Below are 18214 nucleotides of genomic sequence, written 5' to 3'. Positions count from 1 at the left end.
TATCTAACAGGCAAAAAAAAATTAAAATCAAGCAAAGAAAAATAATAACTAATGTTTATTGCACATGCGACTACAATTTTACTATCTTAACATAATATTTTCCTTACTCTTATTCCCAGCAGTCTAACTACAGCCTCGGAAAATAGCTGTCTAATAAAGTGAAAAATCTGCGGTAAATAAATTTTTTTATATTTATTCTCTTACTTGATTATGCATAATGCTCAGCCAGCGTCAGGTGTTGGTATGGCAACTGTACGACCAAGCTGGGGCAGTATCACAGGAAGGTCAGAGTGATGATTAAAACGAAAACGGTACTCAGCCAGATGCCTCAGCAAGTGTCTTGTTCCTATTGAATGGTAACCAACTCGAAGTTAATTTTTAACGTTACCAGTCTTCGTGTTATCCCAGTTGAACGCTTTGTAATCCCGTAACTCCACAAAAAAGCCCAGATGTTCACCTTCAGCTTCTTTTACCGGCTTGAAACAAGCCGGTCCATCTGACAGGATTATGCGGTCATTTTTCAGATGTTGTTTCGCCCAGTCACCGAATGAGCGTGTTTTAAATACATCCAAAACACCCATCCTCATCCGAATGGGTAGCCCTTATTCGTTTAGAGCTAGGGCGGCAACGAAAAGAATCTTTCCGGCGTCCCCTCCCTCGCTTACCGCCATAACGGCGACCATCCTAATACACATCATCAAGTTGGATGAATCGGGTGCCGGTCATCGTCCCCTTTCATCGCTTGCAGTAACTTATGCTTCATCATCCAGGCTGTGACATAGTTAACATCCAGCTGACGTTTCAATGCCATTGCCGTGAGGCACGCTTTAGTCTGATTTTCAACATACAGGTTTTCAAGCCTATTCAGTCATCATCAGCCGTAATAAATAACATTCGCAAACATTAATATCAGTAAACTTTCTAGAGTTTAACCGATAAAACCAGCGCCCCCTGTAACCAATATCTTCATTCACTCATTCCTTTCATATTCATACAAAAGTCTCTGATTGAGCAGACTATTCATAAACTTAAGCGAGGGTTAGACAGATTCTATACAATTGTCCGCTTAGCGCGGTACTACTGTCTAATGTTATGACTTAAATACTTATGAAAAAACCATACACAACTGCCAATCTGGACTGGTCTTCTGAAGCACCTTTATCCACAAGGTTTGATGACATCTACTTCTCCACTGAAAACGGTCTCGCTGAAACCAACCACGTTTTCCTCGAGAACAACCAACTTCCCGAACGCTTCAGAGAGGCAGACTCATTCACCATCGCCGAAACGGGCTTTGGTACCGGGCTCAACTTTCTGGCGGCATGGCGGCTGTTCAATAAGACTGCTCCGCCATCCGCACGCTTGCATTTTGTCACTGTGGAAAAGTATCCACTGACGCTGGATGATCTGACCCAGGCCCTCGCGTTATGGCCTGAGCTTAACACACTCTCAGATAAACTCATTGCACAATACCCATCACTAGTCCCCGGTTTTCATCGTCTCTGTTTTGACAACGGCCGGGTCACTCTGACGCTGATGCTGGGCGAAGCCATCGAATGTTACCGCCAGTTAGAGGCAAACGTTGATGCCTGGTTCCTGGATGGTTTCGCGCCTGCCAAGAATCCCGATATGTGGTGTCCGGCGCTGTTTCAACAGGTCGCCCGACTCAGCTCTGCGGGTTCAACATTTTCGACGTTTACCTGTGCAGGTATTGTAAAGCGAGGTCTGAGAGATGTTGGGTTCCAGATCAGGAAAGTACCCGGTTTTGGCAGGAAAAGAGAGATGCTCACCGGGACTTTTACAGATGCAGATCAGCAAACACCGCCTTCTTTGAACCATTCTGGTGTCTCTCCCACCTGGTTCGGGTTACCAGATAAACACAGTGGCGATAAAACAGCACTCATTATCGGCGCCGGTGTAGCAGGCTGTTCGACTGCCTGGTCTCTGGCGCAGCGCGGCTGGAAAGTGACACTGGTGGACAGAAACAGTGCGATCGCGACGGAAGGCTCGGGTAATCGTCAGGGGGCGCTCTATGCCAAGTTACCGGTTGATCCGATACCCGCCAGCCGTTTTCACCTTTCCGGCTTTCTCTACAGCGGTCATCTGCTCCGACAACATCTCACTGATCGCTCAGATATCTGGTCACCCTGCGGTCTGTTGCAACTGGCAGCCAATGATAAAGAACTGACTAAACAGCATAAGCTGGCGGAGTCCGGTAACTATCCCGATGATGTGGTTCGCTTTGTCGGTCAGGCTGAGGCGTCAGCGATTGCTGGCACGACGGTGAATAATAGCGGCTTGTTTTTCCCTGCGGCTGGATGGGTTACGCCCCCACGACTCTGTCAGTGGTTAACTGAACACCCCGCTATCACAGTCATCACTGATACAAAGATTACCCGGCTGGAACGTGAAGCCAGCCAGTGGCGCGCCCATACAGACGATAATCAGACACTTACCGCTGATGTGGTGGTCGTCGCCTCCGCAGCCGATAGCATGCAGTTTGAACAGCTGAACCACCTGCCACTGCAGAAGATCAGGGGGCAGGTCTCGCTTACCGACGCAAACATTAATGCGCCGCAACTGAAAACCGTTCTCTGTAGCGAGGGCTATATCTCCCCAGCCAAGCAGGGTGCTTTCTGCTTTGGTGCCACCTTTGATCTTAAGGATGATGCCACCGAGATCCGTGAGTCTGGCCACCAGCATAACCTTGATAAGGTGTGCGACATGGCACCTGAACTTGGCAAGCGCCTGTCTCAGTACCATACTGAAAACGGACTACAAGGCCGTGTTGGATTCCGTTGTGCATCGCCCGATAAGCTGCCTGTCATTGGTCCGGTGGCGGTGTATCAGTCTTTTCTCAATGATTATGCCCGACTGCGTCATGATGCCACTACGGTCATTGATACTCAGCCGCAGCACTATCCCGGCTTATTCGCAAACCTGGCGCATGGATCTAAAGGGCTGATCAGTGGTCCAATAAGTGGAGAGATTATCGCGTCTATGCTTGAAAACGAGCCCCTACCACTGGAAAAGGAGTTAATAGATAAGCTGAGCCCTGCTCGATTTATCATCAAGAATCTGATCAGGCGGGCGATATAATCTCTATCGTTCATTCAGAGTAGCGCGCAACAGTTATGGCATTGGTAATTTACGATCAGGGTTATCGTATCCAGACACCGGTTAAATCAATATTTACCCCCCGCGGGGTAGAGCAACTGGCCGCGTCTCCCCATACCGCAGAGGCGGGGGTCGAAAAAGATCATGAGAAGGATCATGTGGACCAGATTCAGCACCATGAATATGGGCCACCAGCCAAAGGCAACGCTCGTAAAGCCGCCACGCTTTATACTCAGACCGGCGGCAGCGCTCAGGAACAGCCCCGTTCCTATATTCCCGCATCGCTGATTATGTCGCACCCGGTTCAGGCAGTGTTACAGGGCAGCAAGATTCAGTCAGCCCTGTATAAGATGAAACAGTTTGATATCAGCCATCTGTTGGTTCTCTCAGGGGCCGGCAGACTCATGGGAACCGTGACAGAAAAGCTACTGCTGCAGTACCTGAGTTATCAGGGAGCCCAGTCACATACCATTGAAGACACCATTGAGCAGTGCTACACCCGACAGGTTATTACAGCAACGCCCGATACCAATATCCGCCAACTGGCGGTCAGCTGCGTGGAACACCAGCTAAGTTGCATACCCATCGTTCAGGAGAATGGTAATCTGGTGGGAATCATCACTCGCACGGATCTGCTGCAATCACTGATTAATAATGAATGGCTGGACAGCCGCTAAGCCAGCCTTAGTTTTTATATCTGCCATTCTGATGGGGCAGAGCGTTGCTGTTATCCTCCGGGAAGCGGATATCATCCTCCCGGGAACCAAACAGCCCGGCCAGAAAGGCAAATAGCTTTTTAACACCCCGCCAGATTTTTGGCAGCAACCAGACCACCAGTGCGATAAACAGCACCAGACCGATCAGAAATGCCACCGGATAGTTGAGTGCTGTCCACAACCCGCCAAATACTGCCAGATCTTCAGTGATCGATGCGGTCCAGTTCGTCACCGGTTCCGGTGATGTATTAATCATCACCCGCCCCCCAGCTTTCAGGGCGTGACTGGTGGCCGAGAGTGAACCACCGACAAGTGCGGCAGCCAGTATAACCGCTTCATTCATATCACCCACGGCGCCAGCCGCCAGTGCCGCACCCGCGGGGATTCGGATAAAGGTATGCAGAGTATCCCAACCGGTATCGACGCCGGGGACTTTATCGGCAAAAAACTCTACGCAATACATAAACCCGGCAGCCATCAACACCATGGGATCAGCAACAATCTCCAGCCCTGCAGGCAGTTGCAGATTGCCGGTATTGGCCATCAGCCCCAGCATCAGAATGGTCGCATAGAGATTAATACCGCTGGCCCAGCCAACCCCCATGGTCAGCGCAATCAGCGCTGTAATCTGTTCCAACTGATCCATAATGACACCCCGGCCTACTACAAACTATTACGGGCAACTATATTGCACTGTCCTGTACTCTGGCTGAACAGTACAACCGCTTCCCCCTGTCTCAGTTTAGCTCTAACCTGCTCTATGCGCGTCTCGGTGGTTGTTTCCTTAAAGCCATAGTCCGTACCGTCACGGGTGACAAACTCCTTTATAAGGTTTGTCAGTGTGTCTGGCTGAAGCTGTTCCCAGGGGATAATCATCGGTCACCAGGGCCAGCGAAAGAAGCTGTCTGCTCTTTCCCGGATGCGGGGACAACTTTTCAGGTCTTGCCGGTATTGTTCCGACCGCCGATCAACCGCTTCTGCCTGAGCCTGCAACACCGGATCGGGATGATATTCGATCCGGTATAACCCGCCATGGCCTATTCTCGACGCGATGTACAGTTTGCCGGCCTGATTCATATTCAGATCGTTACGCCGGCTGGCCATCTGAGCGTGCCAGCCAAGGAAATCCAGCGCAGTGGTGATATCAGCAACCGTACCAGACCAGTTTTCACTGGCCAGACGATACTCTTCCCAATCGGAAGAGACCGGCGCAATATACTCACTGGCCTCCGTGCCAACCGGCATATTCAGCTCCGCCAATGCGATATGCAGCGGTAAACCCCAGCGACTTTCAGTCGATACCGCTGCATCAAGCCAGTCATTATTCTCATACAACCCGAGACAAAATGGATTTTCCGGTTTTACAAAGCGTTCCGGTACCACCTGAGCCATCTGACTACAGCCCTGCAGCACAAAAGCGCTCAGCAAGTACAGCGGTATTGATCTGTAAAACGTCGAACTGTGCATCTGTCAGATATCCTTAGCCGTTATATTTCGCCAGCAAAGCCAATAGCTCTGATTCATCCATTACGGGAATATTCAACTCTTCCGCTTTCTGTAGTTTAGACCCTGCCCCCGGCCCTGCCACCACACAATCGGTATTCTTAGATACGCTGCCTGCCACTTTCGCGCCCAGTGCCAGCAACTGTTTTTTCGCCTCTGAACGGGGCATCTGTTCCAGCGTTCCGGTCAACACCCAGGTCTGCCCCGCTAAAGGCTGAGCTTTCTGGTCCACCTCGACATCCAGCCAGTGAACACCGGCATCACGAAGAGCCTGAATCACTTCACGGTTATGCACCTGATGGAAAAAGCTGACGATATATTGTGCCACCACAGGGCCAATATCCGGAGTGGCCTGCAACATCTCTTCGGTGGCCGCCATCACCGCCTCCAGAGAACCAAAGTGAATCGCCAGTGTTCTTGCCGTGGCTTCACCCACCTCGCGGATCCCCAGGGCGTAGATAAAGTTAGCCAGCTCGGTTGCCTTGCTTTTCTCAATACTTTGCAACAGCTTGGTGGCTGACTTATCGCCCATCCGCTCCATACTGGCCAGCTGCAGATGGTGGAGCCGATACAGATCCGCCGGACTATGCACCAGCTCTTTCTCTACCAGAGCGTCGATCAGCTTCTCACCCAGGCCATCGATATCCATCGCTTTACGGGATACATAGTGCTTCAGCGCCTCTTTACGCTGGGCAGCACAGCTCAGGCCACCGGAACAGCGTGCAACCGCTTCCGTTTCAACCCGGACAATCTCTGCATTGCACACCGGACAGCACTCTGGCAAGCTGACAGGCTGAGTCTGTTCTGGACGACGCTCCGTGACGACGGATACCACCTGGGGAATAACATCACCGGCACGGCGGATAATCACACTGTCCCCTGCCCGGACATCGAGCCGCTTCACCTCATCCATATTGTGCAGCGTGGCATTACTTACCGTTACGCCACCGACAAACACTGGCTCAAGTCGCGCTACCGGTGTTATCGCTCCGGTTCGCCCCACCTGAAACTCCACTGCTTTGACCCGGGTAATCTCTTCCTGCGCCGGAAACTTATGTGCAATGGCCCAGCGCGGCGCCCGGGACACAAAACCCAACTGTTGTTGCAACGCTATATCATTGACCTTAAAGACAATGCCGTCGATCTCATAGGCCAGTTGATTACGTTTCGCTGACAGCTTGTCAAAATACTCAAGGCACCCCTCTGCCCCTTCAACAACGGCCATCTCTGCATTAATTTTCAGTCCCCAGGTAGCCAGTTTGCGCAAAATTGCTGCATGGCTATCAGGCAGCTCTCCCCCGCTGACAACCCCCACAGAGTAGCAGCACATCTCCAGAGACCGCTGGGCGGTAATTTTAGGATCGAGCTGTCGCAGACTACCAGCCGCCGCATTACGGGGATTAACAAAAGGTTTATCACCCCGTTTAAGGGCCTGCTCGTTAACCTTTTCGAAGCCTTTACGGGGCATATAGATCTCACCGCGGACTTCCAGCCGCTGCGGATAATCATCCCTCATCAGCCGTAGCGGGATCGAATTGATGGTGCGCACATTCAGGGTGATATCCTCTCCGGTAGTGCCATCGCCCCGGGTGGCGCCTCTGACCAGAACGCCATTCTCATATAGCAGGCTAACCGCGATACCATCCAGTTTAGGCTCACAGGCAAACTCGATTTCAACCGCCTCACCCAGCCTGAGCCGGTCTCGCACCCGCTTTTCAAAACTGCGCATATCATCAGCAGAAAATGCATTATCCAGCGATAGCATCGGCATCTCATGGCGTACCTGGGTAAAGGCGGCCAGGGGTTCAGCACCGACGCGCTGGGTCGGAGATTCCGGGGTTACCAGCTCGGGATATTCCTGTTCCAGTTTTTTCAGCTGCTGAAACAAACGATCATATTCAGCATCCGGTACCTGAGGATCATCAAGCACATAGTACTGGTAGTTATAGTGACGCAGTTGATCGCGCAACTGCTCAAGCAGTTGCGTAATGGAGATATCAGGTTTCATTGGCAAGTATCTGGAAGGTTCAGGCGGATGTTGTTTTTTTCAATTTACGCATTTCAAACTTACGGATGCGCTCACGATAGTGCTCTTTGGTCTGATCCCGCATGGTGGAGCGATTCTCATCCAGCAAGACCCCATGCAGGTTTTTTGCCACGGCAATCGCGGTTGCCAGCATACACTCGTAAGCATTCATGACATCACGGGGTTCTTCCATCGACATAAAGAAGGTTACTCCCCGGGTTTCCATGCTATCCATGGTATCGATATCAAAATAGCCCGGTTCAAGCGCGTTGGTCATACTGAACTGGATGGCGCCCTTATCAAGGCCATCTTCATAACGGTGAAAGATCTTCATATCGCCATAGCGCATACCGCACGCAAGCAGAATTTGCAGTAGACTCCGACCGGAAAAACCATCCTGCCCCTCAGCAGCAACCACCGAGATCACCAACACTTTATCGGCTTCCGGAATCTTCTGCAGAGACTGACCCTTAATACCAATACTGCTGTCCGGATTATCTGCTGTATTTGCCGGTTTTGCTGCCGTTTTATCTGCTGCCATGGCTGATGGCTGATCGTCGGAGAAACCATCAGCGATCTCCTCAGGTTCATCATCAATAGCGGAGAAACGTTCAGGCTGGGGAGCTGGTTTTGGTTTCAGCGCAGCCTTGACCCTTGCCAGTCCAGACTTTTCAAACGGTGGCTCAGATTCAACCGCCGGCTCATCAATCAGAGAAAATATTGATTCCTGACGCTCCGGCAGATCCATTGCAGTCTGTTGCAGCTGACTATTTTCTTCACGCACCGGACGCATCAGCTCACTCACCGGGCGGGTATAATCAAACTCGTTTTCATCGTCATCATCATCGTTCTCAGCCACAGGGCCTGTTCGAAAGCCTTCAGGCAGGGAGTCGATCAGATCATCATCCTCAGCCGAATATGAGGCGCGGCGCTGAGAGGTCGCAGGGACGGCTTCCCTGTCTGACTCATCAGCGGGAAACAGTTCGACGTTTTCAGGTTGGGCAATTTCAGGTTCTGAGCTCTCTAATTCTGAACTTTCAAACTCCGGGCTTTCAAACTCTGAGCTTTCTATTTCAGCACGTTCTGACTCCCGATTTTCTGAGTCAATGCTGCCTTTTTCAAAGCGGGTTGCGTCAGGACTATCATCTTCAAAGTATTCGGATTCCTGATATGCAAGTTCCTCGGTCTCAGATTCATGGTTATCAGGTACTAAGTGTTCAGGTCTGAACGACTCTGGCTCTGCAGGGGAATAGGCTGTGGCCTCCCCGGACGCTGATCCTGTTTTCGCGTCAGCGTCTCGTTCTTGCTGAGTTACAATATGTTTAACAACCGGTATATCCTCATCCACAGCATCATCTTGTGGCGAAGTATAAGGGGGTTTATCTGCAGGGTGTTCGTTATCCTTCTCAGAAGGCTTCGGAGTGCGAACTACACGTACGGCGGAGATCCCTTCATCCATATCATCAAAGGAGGGACCATCGTGGTGTGGCGGAAAACTGTCGGAAGACGCGAACAAAGGATCATGCTCGTCCTCAGAGAAGGTTGGGCTGATATGCTCTGACCGCTCTTGCGCAGATTTTTTCATCCAGCCGGGTTTGGCGAAGCGCCCCGGAGTAGCCGACGGCTCGGTAGCAGGACTGGAACTAACCGGATTCTGTACAGGTTTATTATGAGAAAGCGGCTTGCGAGCCTCTGTTTTTTCTTGTTCCGCAGCCGAGCGGGCAGCTCTGGGAATCGACAACTCCAGCTCTTCATTTCCCAGCCCTTCATTTCCCAACTCTGCATTACCAAAGACGGGCTCACGGCGTGTATCGGCAGCGCTGTCGGACGCCCGACCAACCACCCTTGCACCACCGCCAGGCAGTTCAGGATTAAATGTCTCTTCAGGCACATCAGGGATATCATTGAACGACTTGTCGATCTTCATCTTCAGCCGGTTACCGCCGCCCCGCATGCGGCGCCAGCCATCCAACACAATCAGGAGAACAACTATCGCGCCACCGATAATCAGCCATTCGCGTAATCCTAATTCCATTGCCAGATATTACCCTTGTTTTAATTTAAATGCGGTCTGCCGATTCTCTATTGTCCTGAATTTGGTCAATCATTCAACTATATGATCAATAGACAGCTCTAATATATCAACTTGGTCATGAACAGCAACAGGAGAAATGGTTCCACTCAAGTCTCCAGGCTGCGGAGTCGGCTGTCCTGAAGCGGATACCCGCGCAGTCACTTCAACCGTTTCAGCGCCAGAAAGCTTAGCCTGTGGGCTCATCGCCATACTGTCATCCAGGACAATGTTGAGTGGCAGGTCAGCAACGGTCACCCGTTTTGCCGCCAGCGGCATTCTGCCTCCCACCGGACGGGCAAAGATAAACACTGTCATATCCGGCGTTACCCGGCTTTTCAGCTCAGGACTCAGACTAACCGCCAGCTGGATTTTCACCTCGGCGAGCTCCGGCAGATCGGGCACAGTCTCTCCTGCAGCAATCAGTTTATCCCGGGCAGAGATAATTCCTGATTTCAGCGAATCTGCCTGTTCAGTGCTGGCGTTAGTCAATGCTTTACGCCAGAACTCCATCGCAGCACGATAGTCTTCAGATTCGTAAGATTCGATTCCCAGCAACCCCAGCGCGGTCACATCAAACGGGTCCAGCGACAGGGTTTTATCAACCTCACTACGGATCTGCTGATTCATTTTGCCACTGTTTGCGAAGAACAGCGCCTGTGCATACTGGCCATTCACTCCAGCATACTGTGGGGCATCTTCCGGCAGGTATTTAAGCGCCTTGCCATAGCCATCAGCGGCGGCAGAAAAGTTCTGCATACTCATAAAAGTATTCGCCAACAGGTACCAGCCCTCTGGGTTTTCAGGTTCCTCTTTAAGGCGCTCCTGCAACGCAGTGATCGCTTCTTCAACGGTTGGCTTGCGGCCATTAAATGGATCTGCAGGCCGGTTCATTGCCACAGCGAGATCGCCGGAACGGCCATACTGGCTGTAAATCGCCAGCCCCATTGCTGGTATCAGTGCAGCCAGCAGAAAGGCGGTAATGATCGACTGACGGGTAATGCGTACTGGCTTACTGGAAGAGGCAACCGTATCGTCAACATCCTGTAGCAGGTTACGCTCCAGCTCCAGCTTCAGAAAATCATAGTTTTCCTGATCGAGACTACCTGCAGACCGTTCAGCATCCAGCTCTGCAAGACGTTCCTGATAAATATTGATATTCAGCTCACGACGATCAACATCGGGCTGGACAGCATCCTCAACCTGACGTCCCCGATAAACCGGCACTAAAACAAATGCCACTGCCAGAAGTGATAGCAGTGCGATTCCTAACCATAACGCCGTCATTTATTCTGTTCCTGTTTGAGTATCTGATCGAGTCGCTGTTTCTCGGCATCGCTTAAATTGCCGTCTGGTTTGCCCGGTTCAGTTTTCTTACGCTTGCCACTGATCAGTAAAACCACGATAACACCGATCAACAATAATGCTGCGGGTCCATACCAAAGCAGATAGGTTTGCTCTGACATCCGGGGACGGTAGAGCACAAACTCACCGTAACGGGTCACCATAAAATCGATTACCTGTTCATCATCCGCGCCGTTTTCCAGCATCCGGTAGAGTTCATCCCGCAGATCCTTGGCGATAGGTGAATTAGAATCGGCAATATTCTGGTTCTGGCATTTAGGACAACGTAGTTCAGTGGATAATGACTGAAACCGTTCCCGGGTCGCATCATCTTTAAACTGGTAGGTATCAATCGCGGCACTCGCCAAACTGCTGAAGCTGAGTAAAACCACTAACAAAACCTGACGAACCATCAGTTCACCTCCAGCTGCTTCATTTTCTGCCGCAGCTCACCCCAAACACGCTGATCAATCGCCCCAACATGTTTGTAACGAATGATCCCCTGGGCATCCAGCAGGAAGGTTTCCGGCGCGCCATAAACCCCCAGATTGAGTCCCAGATGACCGTCAGGGTCATAGATATTCAGGGCATAGGGGTTCATATACTTATCCAGCCAGATCTTAGCCTTAGCCCGGTCGTCCTTGTAATTAACCCCATAGATGGTGACTCCCTCATCCCGTGCCATGCGGTTTAGCTGGGCATGTTCCTGCTTACAGGTCGGGCACCAGGTGGCCCATACATTGAGTAACGCCGGACGCCCCTTCAGGTCAGCTGCCGTGATAGTTTTCTGCTCGTCCAGCAGTGCCGACAGACTGAACTCTGGCACCGGCTTACCGATCAGCGGTGAAGGGAGGGTTTTGGTGTCTTTTCCGATGCCATTCCAGAGAAACAACCCCAGAGCGACAAACAAAACCAGCGGCAAAATAACAATTAATCGACGCATCATTATACCTATCGAAACACTTAATCAGGCGGCTGCCCGGGCGGCATCCCGCCGGGCCTGTTTACGGTAACGGGGGTCTGTGGCAGCCAGCAGGCCACCGGCAGTCATCAGCAGACCACCCAGCCAGAGCCACCGGACAAAGGGTTTATGCTGTACCCGCACGGCCCATGCGCCGTTTTCCAGCGGCTCCCCCAGTGCAACATAAAGATCGCGGAACAGTCCGGGATCAATATCGGCCTCCGTCATCACATTACCCCGGGCCGGGTAGAAACGTTTTTCCGGTCGCAGCTCACCATACAGTTTGCCGTTAAAACTCACCCGGATAACGCCCATATCTGAGCTGTAGTTTGGCCCCTGCTTCTTCTGAGCACCTAAAAACTCAAACTGATAGTTACTGAAGCTCAGCACATCACCGGGCGCCATCCGCAGATCACGCTCCTCATTGTAGATGCTCACCATCAGCGCCCCTACGACCGCAACCGCAATACCGGTGTGCGCCAGAATCATACCAAAGTAACTTCGGGACATACCGGAAACCGCAGCTTTAACGCTGCTTCGACCGGCCACTTTTTTCCAGAAGTCCCTGATGCTGCTGAAGACTACCCAGAACACCAGCGCCATCACACCCGCAACGGTCAGGTTAAATTCCTTAGCGTAAAGATACTGCACCAGCAAACCGGCAATGACACTGATAACCGCAGGCAGCCACAGCTGTTTCAACAGAAACGCCACTGACGTTTCCCGCCAGCGCGCAGCGACACCCAGGCCCAGAGCCCCCAGAATCAGCAGCATCAGCGGAATAAACAGGGAGTTAAAGTAGGGAGGACCAACCGAGATCTTACCCCAGCCCATCGCATCTACGATAAGAGGGTATATTGTTCCCAGCAGTACCATCATCGCTGAAACCACCAGCAGAATATTGTTCAGCAGCAGCAATGATTCCCGCGATAGCAGCGCAAAACTGGATTCGCTTTTCACGTTCCCTGCTTTGACCGCATAGAGGATCAGAGAGCCGCCAATGGTGATCGCCAGCAGTGCCAGAATAAAGTAGCCGCGATCCGGATCAGAGGCGAACGCATGTACCGATGTCAGCACCCCGGAACGAACCAGGAAGGTCCCCAGCAGACTCAGGGAGAAGGCAAAAATCGCCAGTAACACGGTCCAGCTTTTAAACACGCCACGTTTTTCGGTGACAGCCAGTGAGTGAACCAGTGCAGTCCCCACCAGCCAGGGCATAAAGGAAGCGTTTTCAACCGGATCCCAGAACCACCAGCCACCCCAGCCAAGTTCATAGTATGCCCACCAACTACCTAACGAGATACCCAGCGTCAGAAACGCCCAGGCAATATTGGTCCATGGCCGCGACCAGCGCGCCCAGGCGGAATCCAGACGTCCGGTCAGCAGCGCAGCGATCGCAAAGGCAAAAGCAACCGAAAACCCTACGTAGCCCATATACAGCATTGGTGGGTGAATAATCAGGCCGATATCCTGCAGTAGTGGGTTAAGGTCGCCACCTTCGGAGGGAAACTGCGGCAGGTGACGATCAAACGGACTGGAGGTCAGCAGAGTAAACAGGATAAATCCCACAGCCACAATCCCCATCACCGCTAACACCCGGGAGACAATCTCCACTGGCAGGTTCTGGCTTTTAAAGGCAACCGCCACGGTCCAGCCACTGAGGATAACAACCCAGAGCAACAAGGACCCCTCATGACCACCCCAGATCGCACTTATCTTATAATACCAGGGCAATAGGGTGTTTGAGTTGGTGGCAACATAAGCCACCGAAAAGTCATCCACAACGAAGGAGTACCCCAGACAGGTAATACTGATCGCCAGAAAGAAAAACATCCCTATCGACAACGGCCGGGCATAGTTCATCAACAGGGTATTGCCGACAGATGCCCCTACCATCGGTACAACTGCCAGCAGTAAAGAGATACACAACGCCATAATCAGCGCATATTGACCCAACTCTGGAATCATAATTATTCAGCTCCTGCAGCGCGCATCTGTTCAGGCATTTTACCGGCCTTTTTAAGCGCCTCGGCAACTTCCGGAGGCATGTAGTTCTCGTCGTGCTTGGCCAGCACTTCAACCGCTTCAAACACCCCTTGGTTGTTCATCGCGCCCTGCGCAACAATTCCTTGCCCTTCGCGGAAAAGGTCAGGCAGGATACCGGTGAAGGTGACGGTTACCTTATTAGCAAAGTCGGTCATATCAAAGGTGACCTGCAGGCTCTCGGGGTCTCGTTTCACACTCCCCTCAACCACCATTCCTCCGGCCCGGATACGGGTGCCTTCCGGCGCTTTATGCTCAACAATATCGGTTGGCGAGTAAAACAGGTTAATATTCTGCTTCAGGGCATACATCACCAGTCCCACCGCAATCGCGGCACCAAAGACGATGAAAAGTACGATAATAAGTCGCTGTTTACGTTTCGGATTCATTAGCTCTGTTTCTCCCTGCGCAGGCGACGGGCCTGTTCTGTAAAGATGTGACGCTTGTACATCAGCGGGTTGACAATATTTATCACAATCACAACCAGAGCGATCGCATAACTGAGCCAGACATAGAGGCCGTGCCCCCCCATATCGATAAATTCGGCAAATGATTCAAAACTCAAAATAATACCCTCAACCAGCTATCAGGTCGCGCACCCAACTGCTGCGACGCTCACGCTGAATAATTTCGTTACGCAGCCGCAGCATCATCGCTACAGCAAAGAAACAGTAAAAACCGATCACCATCACCAGCAACGGCACCCACATCTCTGCAGGCATCGCCGGGCGTTCGGTCAGTTTAAAGGTGGCAGGCTGGTGGAGCGTATTCCACCAGTCCACGGAGTATTTGATAATCGGGATATTCACCAGTCCTACCAGCGCCAGTACCGCAGTTGACTGAGCCGCCGTGCGCTCACTCTCGATGGCGGAATTCAGGGCAATAATACCCAGATAGAGGAAGAACAGAATCAACATTGAGGTCAGCCGGGCATCCCAGACCCACCAGGAGCCCCAGGTAGGCTTACCCCAGATGGCACCAGTTGCCAGAGATAACACCGCAATCGATGCGCCAATCGGGGCACAACACTTAGCGACCATGTCTGCAACTTTCATTTTCCATATCAGACCGATCGCACCAGCAACCGCCATCAGCATATAGCATGACTGCGCCAGAATAGAGGACGGTACATGAATATAGATTATCCGGAAGCTATTGCCCTGCTGGTAGTCGGCTGGCGCAAACGCCAGTGCCCAGACAGTCCCCGTCACTAACAGCAGTATTGCTGCAATGACAAACAACGGTAGCAGTTTGCCGGTAATTTCGTAACACCAGCGGGGAGAAGCCAGTTGATAAAACCAACGTGGCATCCACTTCTTATCAGCCATATTTCAACCTTATCGGGGTATTACCCACTTACACTAATTCTTAATGCGGCACCAATTGCCAGCGGCGCCATCACCAACCCAAGCGAGAGCATCGCTCCCAGAATGGCCAAATACCCCCCCAAGGGTAACCCCGTCACTGCGCCCTGCACCGCAGCACTGCCGAAAATCAGCACCGGAATATAGAGCGGTAACACCAGCAGGGAGATTAATACACCTCCCTTGCGCAACCCAACGGTCAGAGCAGCACCGATGGCGCCAACCAGACTCAGGGTTGGTGTACCCAGCAGCAGACTCAGAACCAGCCCCCACATACCGTCTCCAGGTAAAAAAAGCATAACTCCCAATACCGGCGCCAGTAATGTTAACGGTAAACCAGTGAGCATCCAGTGCGCCAGTACTTTCGCCAGCACCACCAGATAGAGTGGCTGTGGACTGAGTAAAATCTGTTCCAGCGTTCCATCCTCAAAATCAGAACGGAACATACTGTCCATCGACAAAAGCGTCGCCAGTAATGCAGCAACCCACACCACACCAGGTGCCACATCAGCAAGGAAGGTTGGATCCGGGCTTACCCCCAGTGGAAACAGCGTTGCGACCATCAGGAAGAAAATCAGCGGATTGACCAGATCACTTTTACGTCGATAAGAAAGTAACAGATCTCTCTTCAACGCCCCCCAGAAAGGGCCATCAACCTTGTATACATGGACCATCGACTCTTCTGTCGATTGGTTAGGCACACTATCGTTCATAAAGTTCCCGCTAATTGATCAAGATTAAGCCTGCGGATCTTATCCCCCATTGCCAGCTCATGATGGGTCGTCAGAATAACGGTCCCTCCCTCCTGAGCATGGGTAGTAATCAGCGCTTCTTTCTCCGCAACCCCGCGTTTGTCAATCGCAGTAAAGGGCTCATCCAAAATCCATAACCGCGCCCGGCTAAGATAGAGCCGTGCCAGGCTGACACGGCGATTCTGACCGGCTGAAAGCGTATGACAAGGTACATCTTCATAACCCTTCAAGCCTACTTTAACGAGTGCATAATCCAGTTTAGTCAGATCCATCTCCGGGTGCAGAGACGCATACCACTGCAGATTTTCTCGCGGCGTGAGCACCGCTTTGACACCCGGCTGATGTCCAAAATAGAGCAACGACTCGCGATACGCCTGAGCGCAGTTATCCAGATGTTCGCCCTGCCAGTAGATGTCGCCTTCAAAATGACGCGACAAACCGCTGAGAATGCGTAACAGCGTGGTTTTACCACTGCCGTTCTGCCCCTCAATCTGGATCACCTCACCAGCGTTGACCTCGAAGCAGAGACCTTCAAACAGCACACGCTCATCCCGTTCGCAGAACAGATTGTCGATTTTCAGTCTTGGTGTAGACAACTGGACACCCTCAATAAAGCAAAACAGGCAAAGTCGCCTTTATAATTAGCAATACCCGCCGAAAGCAAGGCATTATATACAAAATAAACAGCCGAAGTGCATTACTCGGCCAAAAGAACTATATCCACTCTGAAACTGTGCAGGAAAACCGACAGTGCTGAATCCACTGAGCATACAAAATCTGCAGAACAGCGCCGGAAAACCGCTTTCGGCAGCAGAGCTTGTGCGCACCCTGCCCCTGAATACGCCAACTCCAATAACGATCCGTCAGGTCAGTGCGGATCCGACCCAGCCAAACCAGTTCAAATTACAGGTGCAACTTGGCACTCAGCTATACCAGCTAAGGGGAAATCAACCACTGCCCCCAGGCAGTTCGGCGACATTAACCCGCACCGCAGCGGGACAACTACTGCTGAGCAGTATTGCCAGCCAGCCCACGACTCAGACTCAGACACTTAATCAACCAGCCACCACTCAGTCCCAGCCGATACAACAGAGTGGTGCCACAACCCCGCCTGGTAACAACCAGACCATCGCCCCTGATCAGCCCCCGGTGGTGCAGATTAAAGGCCGCACGCAGCAGGGTCCACAGGAACCGCGTAGCCAACAACCGCAGCCTCCGGGGACGTCAACAGCTCAGTCACCACAACCGCCGACAGCGACTGTCCCTGCCCGTTCAATACCGGGACTGAACCGATTACTGCCACTAAATCAGCCGGTGCTGGCCAATATTTCTGTAGCGATCAGAACCGGAAGCGGCGAGGGGAATCTGATTGCCAGTATGAATGGCCGGACACTGCCCCTCACCCTGCAACAACCGCCCCCTTTTGATGGCAAGGTACTCCTGATCAGAACCGCCACTGATCAGGTGCAGATACATCCGTTAACATCGCCGCTACAAAATCAGAATCTGAACCGCAGTATCACCGATGCATTACGCTATGTCTTACCGGCGCAACAGCCTGTGGCTGATAGTCTGATAAAGCTGCAGCAGCTAAACAATAGCGCCGGCGGTGAGAAAAGCCCGATAAACAGTATTATCAGTTCATTGATCAACCTGTTTGGGGTCAAGACGGAATCTGCCGCTGCGGGGCAGTCCGGCATCCAGCAAAACCTGCTAAATGGAGGTCTGTTCACTGAGCGTAACCTCGCCGATCCCCGCAGTCAGATCCCTGCCGGAGAGATGAAGCATCAACTGAATCAGCTTTTACGCCAGGCAGACAGGTTACCGGAACAGGCGCGGCAGCAGTTGCATGAACTGGTGAAAGGACTGTTGAACCGGGTGACCGGTAACCAACTGGAAAGTATTCAGAATACCCGCATCAACAGCGATGGTGGTCTGGAACGTTATTTTGCCCTTGATCTGCCAGTCAGAAATGGGGAGCGACTGGATAATGTTGAACTGAAAATATCGGAACACCGCAAACAACTTTCTGAAGATGAATGGCAACGACTCTGGCGGGTCAGGCTCCACTTCGATCTTGAGGAGCAGGGCAGCGTTGATGCGGAACTGGTACTGGAACAGGAACATCAGATTACGGCGCATTTCTGGTGCAGCCTCGCAGCAACCGCCGAACAACTGAACGATAAATTACCGGACTTCAATCGCCAGTTACACCTGCAGGGGTATAGTATCAACTCAATCCATTGCAGCGAGGGCACCGCCCCCAAACCGGTCAATCAGGTGGAACAGCTCATCGATGTGGTCACTTGAAACGGAG

The 18214-nt window shown here is 51.9% G+C and carries 17 protein-coding genes and 1 pseudogene; 3 read left to right on the top strand and 15 right to left on the bottom strand.

What is annotated here, in order from left to right:
• Nucleotides 1-221: 221 nt before the first annotated feature.
• Nucleotides 222-850 (bottom strand): annotated as a pseudogene (locus OCU43_RS03520) (IS1595 family transposase); the annotation flags it as partial.
• Nucleotides 851-1107: 257 nt separating this feature from the next.
• Between OCU43_RS03520 and mnmC the strand changes: the two are divergent.
• Together mnmC and OCU43_RS03510 are read left to right on the top strand one after the other, a co-directional pair.
• Nucleotides 1108-3099, top strand: coding sequence for a bifunctional tRNA (5-methylaminomethyl-2-thiouridine)(34)-methyltransferase MnmC2/FAD-dependent 5-carboxymethylaminomethyl-2-thiouridine(34) oxidoreductase MnmC1 (gene mnmC, locus OCU43_RS03515; RefSeq protein WP_091361338.1), 1992 nt, complete (start codon nucleotides 1108-1110; stop codon nucleotides 3097-3099).
• A gap of 35 nt (nucleotides 3100-3134) precedes the next feature.
• Nucleotides 3135-3794 carry a CBS domain-containing protein gene (locus OCU43_RS03510; protein ID WP_091361341.1) on the top strand — a complete coding sequence of 220 codons (660 nt, stop codon included), beginning with the start codon at nucleotides 3135-3137 and terminating at the stop codon, nucleotides 3792-3794.
• 7 nt (nucleotides 3795-3801) lie between these two features.
• Here OCU43_RS03510 and OCU43_RS03505 read toward each other — a convergent pair whose 3' ends face one another.
• The 14 genes from OCU43_RS03505 to ccmA form a co-directional block, all read right to left on the bottom strand.
• Nucleotides 3802-4479, bottom strand: a complete 678-nt coding sequence (locus OCU43_RS03505; protein ID WP_091361343.1) for a DUF4126 domain-containing protein — start codon at nucleotides 4477-4479, stop codon at nucleotides 3802-3804.
• Nucleotides 4480-4496: 17 nt separating this feature from the next.
• A complete protein-coding gene (locus OCU43_RS03500; protein ID WP_091361346.1) occupies nucleotides 4497-4709 on the bottom strand; it encodes a YheU family protein in 213 nt (70 codons plus the stop codon).
• Nucleotides 4710-4712: 3 nt separating this feature from the next.
• Nucleotides 4713-5300: a transglycosylase SLT domain-containing protein gene (locus OCU43_RS03495; RefSeq protein ID WP_091361349.1), complete on the bottom strand. Its 588-nt coding sequence runs from the start codon at nucleotides 5298-5300 to the stop codon at nucleotides 4713-4715.
• Nucleotides 5301-5313: 13 nt separating this feature from the next.
• The gene (ligA, locus tag OCU43_RS03490) at nucleotides 5314-7344 is read right to left on the bottom strand and encodes an NAD-dependent DNA ligase LigA (protein ID WP_091361351.1); all 2031 of its coding nucleotides are present in this window, start codon (nucleotides 7342-7344) and stop codon (nucleotides 5314-5316) included.
• A gap of 19 nt (nucleotides 7345-7363) precedes the next feature.
• Nucleotides 7364-9397 carry a cell division protein ZipA C-terminal FtsZ-binding domain-containing protein gene (locus OCU43_RS03485; protein ID WP_091361355.1) on the bottom strand — a complete coding sequence of 678 codons (2034 nt, stop codon included), beginning with the start codon at nucleotides 9395-9397 and terminating at the stop codon, nucleotides 7364-7366.
• A gap of 69 nt (nucleotides 9398-9466) precedes the next feature.
• Nucleotides 9467-10720 (bottom strand): c-type cytochrome biogenesis protein CcmI, encoded by a 1254-nt coding sequence (gene ccmI / locus OCU43_RS03480; RefSeq protein WP_091361358.1) that lies wholly within the window; start codon nucleotides 10718-10720, stop codon nucleotides 9467-9469.
• On the bottom strand, nucleotides 10717-11190 hold the full coding sequence (locus OCU43_RS03475) for a cytochrome c-type biogenesis protein (protein ID WP_091361361.1): 474 nt from the start codon (nucleotides 11188-11190) through the stop codon (nucleotides 10717-10719). The genes ccmI and OCU43_RS03475 overlap by 4 nt, the downstream gene beginning before the upstream one ends.
• Entirely contained in the window at nucleotides 11190-11720 is a 531-nt protein-coding gene (locus tag OCU43_RS03470) for a DsbE family thiol:disulfide interchange protein (protein ID WP_091361363.1), read from the bottom strand. The genes OCU43_RS03475 and OCU43_RS03470 overlap by 1 nt, the downstream gene beginning before the upstream one ends.
• Before the next feature lie 24 nt (nucleotides 11721-11744).
• Nucleotides 11745-13706 carry a heme lyase CcmF/NrfE family subunit gene (locus OCU43_RS03465; RefSeq protein WP_091361365.1) on the bottom strand — a complete coding sequence of 654 codons (1962 nt, stop codon included), beginning with the start codon at nucleotides 13704-13706 and terminating at the stop codon, nucleotides 11745-11747.
• 2 nt (nucleotides 13707-13708) lie between these two features.
• Entirely contained in the window at nucleotides 13709-14170 is a 462-nt protein-coding gene (gene ccmE, locus OCU43_RS03460) for a cytochrome c maturation protein CcmE (protein ID WP_091361367.1), read from the bottom strand.
• Entirely contained in the window at nucleotides 14170-14346 is a 177-nt protein-coding gene (gene ccmD / locus OCU43_RS03455) for a heme exporter protein CcmD (protein WP_091361369.1), read from the bottom strand. The genes ccmE and ccmD overlap by 1 nt, the downstream gene beginning before the upstream one ends.
• Before the next feature lie 10 nt (nucleotides 14347-14356).
• Nucleotides 14357-15109, bottom strand: a complete 753-nt coding sequence (locus OCU43_RS03450) for a heme ABC transporter permease (RefSeq protein ID WP_091361372.1) — start codon at nucleotides 15107-15109, stop codon at nucleotides 14357-14359.
• Nucleotides 15110-15129: 20 nt separating this feature from the next.
• Complete coding sequence (gene ccmB / locus OCU43_RS03445; RefSeq protein WP_091361373.1) at nucleotides 15130-15819, bottom strand: heme exporter protein CcmB; 690 nt, start codon at nucleotides 15817-15819, stop codon at nucleotides 15130-15132.
• Nucleotides 15820-15854: 35 nt separating this feature from the next.
• Entirely contained in the window at nucleotides 15855-16493 is a 639-nt protein-coding gene (gene ccmA / locus OCU43_RS03440) for a cytochrome c biogenesis heme-transporting ATPase CcmA (RefSeq protein ID WP_091361375.1), read from the bottom strand.
• 154 nt (nucleotides 16494-16647) lie between these two features.
• Between ccmA and fliK the strand changes: the two genes are divergently transcribed.
• Nucleotides 16648-18207, top strand: a complete 1560-nt coding sequence (fliK, locus tag OCU43_RS03435) for a flagellar hook-length control protein FliK (RefSeq protein ID WP_091361377.1) — start codon at nucleotides 16648-16650, stop codon at nucleotides 18205-18207.
• Nucleotides 18208-18214 lie beyond the last annotated feature (7 nt).

It is taken from the genome of Amphritea atlantica, assembly GCF_024347255.1.
Classification (GTDB): Bacteria; Pseudomonadota; Gammaproteobacteria; order Pseudomonadales; family Balneatricaceae; genus Amphritea; species Amphritea atlantica.
Note: the sequence above shows the minus strand (reverse complement) of the source record. Positions and strands in the feature narration are given on the sequence as shown.

What these genes read in the sequence shown, in the direction of transcription:
- ccmB (WP_091361373.1), bottom strand. Translation starts at nt 15,819, where the DNA reads ATGGTCCATGTATACAAGGTTGATGGCCCTTTCTGGGGGGCGTTGAAG.
- ccmE (WP_091361367.1), bottom strand. Translation starts at nt 14,170, where the DNA reads ATGAATCCGAAACGTAAACAGCGACTTATTATCGTACTTTTCATCGTC.
- OCU43_RS03495 (WP_091361349.1), bottom strand. Translation starts at nt 5,300, where the DNA reads ATGCACAGTTCGACGTTTTACAGATCAATACCGCTGTACTTGCTGAGC.
- OCU43_RS03465 (WP_091361365.1), bottom strand. Translation starts at nt 13,706, where the DNA reads ATGATTCCAGAGTTGGGTCAATATGCGCTGATTATGGCGTTGTGTATC.
- mnmC (WP_091361338.1), top strand. Translation starts at nt 1,108, where the DNA reads ATGAAAAAACCATACACAACTGCCAATCTGGACTGGTCTTCTGAAGCA.
- OCU43_RS03485 (WP_091361355.1), bottom strand. Translation starts at nt 9,397, where the DNA reads ATGGAATTAGGATTACGCGAATGGCTGATTATCGGTGGCGCGATAGTT.
- OCU43_RS03475 (WP_091361361.1), bottom strand. Translation starts at nt 11,190, where the DNA reads ATGGTTCGTCAGGTTTTGTTAGTGGTTTTACTCAGCTTCAGCAGTTTG.
- OCU43_RS03470 (WP_091361363.1), bottom strand. Translation starts at nt 11,720, where the DNA reads ATGCGTCGATTAATTGTTATTTTGCCGCTGGTTTTGTTTGTCGCTCTG.
- OCU43_RS03505 (WP_091361343.1), bottom strand. Translation starts at nt 4,479, where the DNA reads ATGGATCAGTTGGAACAGATTACAGCGCTGATTGCGCTGACCATGGGG.
- ccmI (WP_091361358.1), bottom strand. Translation starts at nt 10,720, where the DNA reads ATGACGGCGTTATGGTTAGGAATCGCACTGCTATCACTTCTGGCAGTG.
- OCU43_RS03500 (WP_091361346.1), bottom strand. Translation starts at nt 4,709, where the DNA reads ATGATTATCCCCTGGGAACAGCTTCAGCCAGACACACTGACAAACCTT.
- OCU43_RS03510 (WP_091361341.1), top strand. Translation starts at nt 3,135, where the DNA reads ATGGCATTGGTAATTTACGATCAGGGTTATCGTATCCAGACACCGGTT.
- OCU43_RS03450 (WP_091361372.1), bottom strand. Translation starts at nt 15,109, where the DNA reads ATGGCTGATAAGAAGTGGATGCCACGTTGGTTTTATCAACTGGCTTCT.
- ligA (WP_091361351.1), bottom strand. Translation starts at nt 7,344, where the DNA reads ATGAAACCTGATATCTCCATTACGCAACTGCTTGAGCAGTTGCGCGAT.